Genomic DNA, 6242 nt, shown 5'->3' with positions numbered 1-6242 from the left:
GTTAGCAGGGAGTTAAAAAGGAGTTAACGGGGAGTTAAAAGGGAGTTAGCTAACAATAGCTTTTTGTAATTGACTACAAAAGCATTCGTTTCTATTGTTCTGCCGAACTAATGTCCGCTAACTCCTTTTTAACTCCCCGCTAACTCCCGTTAACTATCTTCCTACCTATAATTCAATGACAAGAGTTTGGCGTGGAGCCAAAGTTATATCTCTGCTTATATCCACGTTTTCTCCGCTAATCACGTCATGAGCAGCAGTTGATTTGCCGATGACTTCGGCATAACGCTTCACGTCCAACTGGGCTTCTTTCGATGTTCCGTTGAGTACAGTCAGCACAGTTTTACCTCGATATTGGCGTGCCAAGACGTACACTCCTTGGTAAGGGATGAACTGAATCTGTTTGCCTTGGGTAATTACTTCATTGCCCTGTCGCCAATGCAGCAGCTTGCTAAGCCAGTTGAACATTTCGTTTTGTGCTTTTGACCTGCCCTCTGCCGTGAATGCCGTGTGTACATCGCCCGGGAAACCACCGGGGAAATCCTGACGTACATGCCCATCGGTCACCTCTTTGGTGCCATTCATCAGCACCTCCGTGCCGTAATACAGCTGCGGAGTGCGGTTCATCGTGAGCAAAAGAGCTAAGGCCTGTTTCAGTGTGGCAACATCTTGTCCATTGCCTAAGAATCGGTCGGTGTCGTGATTCTCGATGAAAGCCATCACATTCTCGGGCTTTTCGTATAGGTAATCGTACACCAGTGAGTTGTAAATCCTGTTCAGTCCATCCCACCAGCCATCGGTCTCTTCATTCTTCGCCTTGTTGATTTTCTCGAAGAAACTAAAGTCCATGACGCTTCTTAGGTTGCTGTTGATGTCCGACAGCTTGCTGTCTTTTTGCCAAGCAGCAGTATAAGCGGGTTCTGTGTTCCATGTTTCGCCCACCACATTGAAGTTGGGATACTCCTCGTTGAGCGTCTTCATCCACAGTGCCATGGCTTTGCGGTCGGCATAAGGATAGGTGTCCATGCGGATGCCATCAATGCCTACGGTCTCAATCCACCATATACTGTTTTGGATGAGGTACTTGATGACGTGCGGATTGCGTTGGTTCAAGTCGGGCATGGTGGGTACAAACCATCCGTCAACGGTTTCCTTTAGGTCTATTTCCGAAGCGTATGGGTCGAGCACCGGTGTGAGTTTATAACTGGTCTGCAAATACTTGGAGTTGGTTCTTGGCCGATTTGTCATGCCTGTCTTCTCGTCTCGCCCAGTTTTCTTGCCCTCCTCGAGCCATTCAGGCACATTCAACCAATCGTCAGAGGGTAATTCTTTGAGCCATGGGTGTTCAAATCCGCAGTGGTTGAATATCATGTCCATCACCACTTTAAGTCCTTTTTGGTGGGCTTCGTCAATGAGCTGGCGATATTCCTCGTTGGTGCCAAAGCGTGGGTCTACCTTATAATAATCTGTCGTGGCATAGCCATGATAGGTACTAAAGCCGTTGGTGTCGGGCGAATTGTTCTCCAGTACGGGTGTGAACCATAGGGCGGTCACCCCCAAATTGGTGAAATAATCGAGGTGTTTGCGAATGCCCTCCAAGTCGCCCCCATGTCTCAGACTGGGTTTCGTGCGGTCGCAAACATAATTGTTCATGCCTTTTATCTGGTCGTTCTTGGTGTCTCCGTTGGCAAACCGGTCGGGCATGAGCATGTACAGCACGTCGGCATTGGTAAATCCCATGCGCTTGTCGCCACTCATCTCCCGCTGCTTCAGCTCGTATTTCACCTTTTTTGTTTTCTTTCCCTTGGTGAACGACAGCGTGATGGTGCCTGGCTTGGCGTCTTTCAGGTTGAGGTAAGCCAGCAAATAATGTGCGTTGGGCATCTGTACCACACTGTCTATTTGCACGCCAGCGTCATGGGTGGTTACTTGAGTGCCGTGCAAGTCGTTGCCGTACACCATGAGTTGCAAACTCGCATCCTTCATCCCAACAAACCAATTGGTTGGGTCAATGCGATTTATTTGTATCTGGGCATACGTCGTAAAAGTCTGTGTCAAAAGGCAAATGACAAATAATAACTTCTTCATCTTATTTTCTTTTTACTGCTGTTTTATTAGAATCATGGCTGATTGTGCAGGGACAATAGCCTTGTCGGCATGTTCGTCGAGCATCAATTTCTCGGTTCCGTTGACGTCAATGACCCCATCGTAGCACAGTACGTTGTACGCTCCAACAGGCAAGGATACCTGTTTCTCGGTCTTGTTGGCATTGAGCAGCACGTAGACGTAGCTGTTGGTGGGGGCATCAAACAAGCGATAACCCACCAAGCAAGGCTCTGTTGGGAGGAATGTAAGATGCTGACGCACAGCCTCGGCATTGCCCAAACGGAATGCGTGGTATTGCTTTCGCAGTGCAATGAGTCCTTTGTAATAGCTGAATACCTGTGGGTAACGCTGTAAATTGTCCCAATCCAACCGATTGATACTGTCAGGTGACTTGTAGCTGTTGTGCACCCCTTTCTTATCTCTGAACATCTCCTCGCCGCTGAGCATGAAAGGCACGCCCTGCGATGTGAAGACCGCAGTCTGCCCCAAGAGGTTCAGGCGTATCTGCTCCTCCACTGTGAGGTTGGGTATGCTGGCTTTCAGGCGGTCGTTCAGACACATGTCGTCGTGGCAACTTACATAGCTGATCATCTGTGTCGGCTCTGTGGCCCACGCCTCTTTGGCGTAGTTTACCTTGGTCATGTCTACCTGTTGATGTGCTATTGCGCCGGCGATGCCAAGCTTGATACTCTCTTCCTGCCCCGCGATGCCGGCGAGAAACGCCCCCTTGCTGTCGTCCGAGAACGGGCCGCGGAGTGCATCGCGCAGTTCATCGCTGAAAGCACCGATGCGTGGCATCTGTTTAACGTTGGCCTTGAGTGCCAACTTTTCCGTAGGATAGGCACACGTTCCTGCGCTCCATCCCTCGCCATAGATATATATTGATGGATCTATCTTGTCCATTTCCTCGCGTATGAGGTTCATCGTCTCTATGTCGTGCACACCCATCAAATCCACGCGGAAGCCATCAATGTGATATTCCGTAGCCCAGTATTTCATGCTCTCAATCATGAATTCGCGCATCAACGGCTTCTCCGAGGCAGTCTCGTTGCCGCAGCCAGAACCGTCAGAATAGGTGCCGTCGGCATTCTTGCGATAGAAATAATCGGGAAAGGTGCGTTGGAAATTGCTGCCATTGATGTCGAACGTATGGTTATACACCACGTCGAGAATGACGCGGATGCCCGCCTTGTGCAGTGCCTGCACCATCTGCTTGAACTCCCTGATGCGCACTTCGGGCTTGTAGGGATCGGTGGCATACGACCCCTCGGGCACATTGTAGTTCAGTGGGTCATAGCCCCAGTTGTACTGAGGCTGGTCGAGTTTCGTCTCATCCACCGAGGCATAATCGTAGGAGGGAAGGATATGTACGGCGTTGACACCCAGCGACACCAAGTGTTCGATGGCTTTAGGCTCGGTGAGTGCCAGGTATTTTCCCTTGTGTTTTAGTCCAGACGACGCATCAATGGAAAAGTCCCTGTGGTGCATTTCATAGATGACAAGGTCTGCAGGCGACGCCAGTGCCGGCCTTACATCGTGTTCCCAGCCCACGGGATTGGTGGTCTCCAGGTCGATGATAGCTCCCCGTTTGCCGTTCACGCCTACGGCACGGGCAAACATCCCCGGCATTTCCACGGGTTGCTTCTTTGTTCCCACCACGTCGAAGGTATAGAACATGCCTTTCAAATCACCCTTCACATCGGCCACCCACCCGAAATTCTCTTCCCGCTTCATCTTGATGGTCTTCACCGGCTTGCCGCCCAATCCCTCACGATAGAGTCTGATGAGAGGTCGATGCCGTGCATTGTTGGGGGCACATAGGAAAAAGGTAGTCTCTGATGACGTATAGTAAACGTGGCTGGTGTAATCTATGGCCATTGTATCGAGTGACTGCGCGCGCATCCATGCGCACATGATTAAAAGGAAGGATGTTAGAAACAGAACTTTTAATTTCATTTTCTTTAGGTATTTAGGGCTTCAGATGTTGATTATTGCGCCATGAGCGAAACGGCAAATCCGCCACCGCTGGCTTGATTGATTTTCAATACGTCTCCACGCTTCACGGTTTTGTGCGTGATGACATAAGCTTGTGGGTTGTGGTCATAATGGGCATTTTTAGCATCGGCATAAATCGTGCATCTGTACTTCTTATCCTTGTCGAGGAAGTCGAGTTTGATGACACTCTTGTGTCCGTTCTCGTCGCATTTGCCCCCGATAAACCAGTTGTCCGTGCCTTTTGCCTTGCGAGCCACGGTGATATAGTCACCAGGTTCAGCCTCCAAATACTTGCTGTCGTCCCAGTCAACAGCCACATCCCGTATGAATTGGAACGCATCATCGTACTTCTCGTAGTGTTCGGGCAAGTCGGCAGCCATTTGCAGTGGGCTGTACATGGTCACATAGAGTGCCAACTGTCCTGCCAAGGTGGAGTGTACAAAGCTGGTATTGTCGCTCCATTCTGACAGTTTCGTTACAAAAATACCCGGCGTGTAGTCCATCGGACCGCCCTGTAAGCGAGTAAAGGGCAGGATAGTGGTATGGTCTGGATTATTTCCTCCAAAGGCTTCGTACTCTCCACCCCTTGCACTTTCGTTGCCAACCATGTTAGGCCATGTGCGGCATAAGCCCGTTGGGCGTGTCGCTTCGTGGGCATTCACCATGATATGGTGCTTGGCGGCTTGCTTCACCACATACATATAATGGTCGTTCATGGATTGAGAGAAGTGATGGTCGCCACGAGGAATGATGTCACCTACATATCCTGTCTTCACGGCATCATATCCATATTGGTTCATGAGATTGAAAGCTTTTTTCAAATGTCGTTCATAATTCACCGCACTGGATGATGTCTCGTGGTGCATCAAGAGTTTTACACCCTTTGAATGGGCATACTCGTTGAGTCCTTTCAGGTCGAAGTCGGGGTAAGGCGTAACGAAGTCGAACACGTCTTGCTTCCAATGGTTCGCCCAATCTTCCCAACCTACGTTCCATCCCTCCACTAATACTTGGTCTAATCCGTTCTTGGCAGCGAAGTCAATGTATCGCTTCACCTTGTCTGTGTTAGCCGCATGGCGTCCGTTTGGCTTTGCTTTGCTCCAGTCTATCTGGTCGAGTTTGATAGATGGGAACTCATCGGTGTAGTTCCATGCGCTTTTGCCAACAATCATTTCCCACCACACACCGCAGTATTTTGTGGGATGAATCCAACTCGTGTCTTCTATCTTGCACGGCTCGTTGAGGTTCAGTATGAGGTTGCTCGACAACATATCGCGTGCGTCATCGCTCACCATTACCGTTCGCCACGGACTCTTACAAGGGGTTTGCATGCACCCTTTGGCACCGTATGCGTCTGGGGTGAGCCAGCTTTCAAACGTCATTGTCTTATCGTCTAAGTTGAGGTGCATGGTAGAATAGTCCACACAAGCTGCCTCGTGGATGTTGATGTACAGCCCATCTTGGCTTTTCATTTGCAGCGAGGTCTGCACGCCTGTGGGTGAGAACACTGCCACCGACGAGTTTCCCCAGTTCACCGCATCATGGAAACGCCCCCTTATTTCGGAGAGTTTGCTTTGTTGTGTCTTTTGCTCTTGTGTGTCATAGTCGCCCGGAATCCACCATGCCGTGTGGTCGCCAGCCATGGCAAACTGCGTATGTTCTTCTTTAATGAGGAAATAGGTCAAGCTGTCTTGCTGCGGAAATTCATAGCGCAATCCCATTCCCTCGTTGTAAACACGGAACCGAACAATGATATTGCGCTCAGAAGAGGCTTGATGCAACGTTACCGCCAGTTCGTTATAATGATTTCTGATGGTTGCGGTTTCCCCCCAAACAGGCTTCCATGTCTCGTCAAAGGTGGATGTCTGCGTGGCTTTAACCGTAAACCCATTCATCAAGTCGGTTTCCTGAAGCCCCTTGGAGGCGTGCTTGTCCTTCATGAGTTCCAAGCCCAAGTGCGACGGTTTCACCACGGCTTTGCCTTTATAAGTCATGGAATAGGTGGGTACGCCATTGCGTTGCAGACTGAAGTTGATGCTTACATTGCCATTGGGCGATTTGACTACTTGTGCCAACAGTGCCATTGGCAGCATAAAAAACAAAAGGATAAGATTGATTTTCTTCATGATGTTGTAGTTGAAAAG

General features: G+C 49.7%; 3 protein-coding genes. All 3 read right to left on the bottom strand.

What is annotated here, in order from left to right; all coding sequences use genetic code 11:
* Positions 1-165 precede the first annotated feature (165 nt).
* Genes HMPREF0650_RS00465 through HMPREF0650_RS00455 form a run of 3 tightly spaced genes read right to left on the bottom strand, consistent with a single transcriptional unit; the run spans position 166 to position 6224 of the window.
* Positions 166-2085 (bottom strand): glycoside hydrolase family 13 protein, encoded by a 1920-nt coding sequence (locus tag HMPREF0650_RS00465; protein ID WP_004347453.1) that lies wholly within the window; start codon positions 2083-2085, stop codon positions 166-168.
* 12 nt (positions 2086-2097) lie between these two features.
* Positions 2098-4059, bottom strand: coding sequence for a type I pullulanase (pulA, locus tag HMPREF0650_RS00460; RefSeq protein ID WP_040561906.1), 1962 nt, complete (start codon positions 4057-4059; stop codon positions 2098-2100).
* A gap of 32 nt (positions 4060-4091) precedes the next feature.
* Positions 4092-6224 carry a glycoside hydrolase family 97 protein gene (locus tag HMPREF0650_RS00455; protein ID WP_004347450.1) on the bottom strand — a complete coding sequence of 711 codons (2133 nt, stop codon included), beginning with the start codon at positions 6222-6224 and terminating at the stop codon, positions 4092-4094.
* Between the last annotated feature and the right edge of the window lie 18 nt (positions 6225-6242).

The organism is Hoylesella buccalis ATCC 35310 (genome assembly GCF_000177075.1).
Lineage (GTDB): Bacteria > Bacteroidota > Bacteroidia > Bacteroidales > Bacteroidaceae > Prevotella > Prevotella buccalis.
The sequence above is the reverse complement of the archived record's forward strand: the minus strand, read 5'-3'. Positions and strand labels throughout refer to the sequence as shown.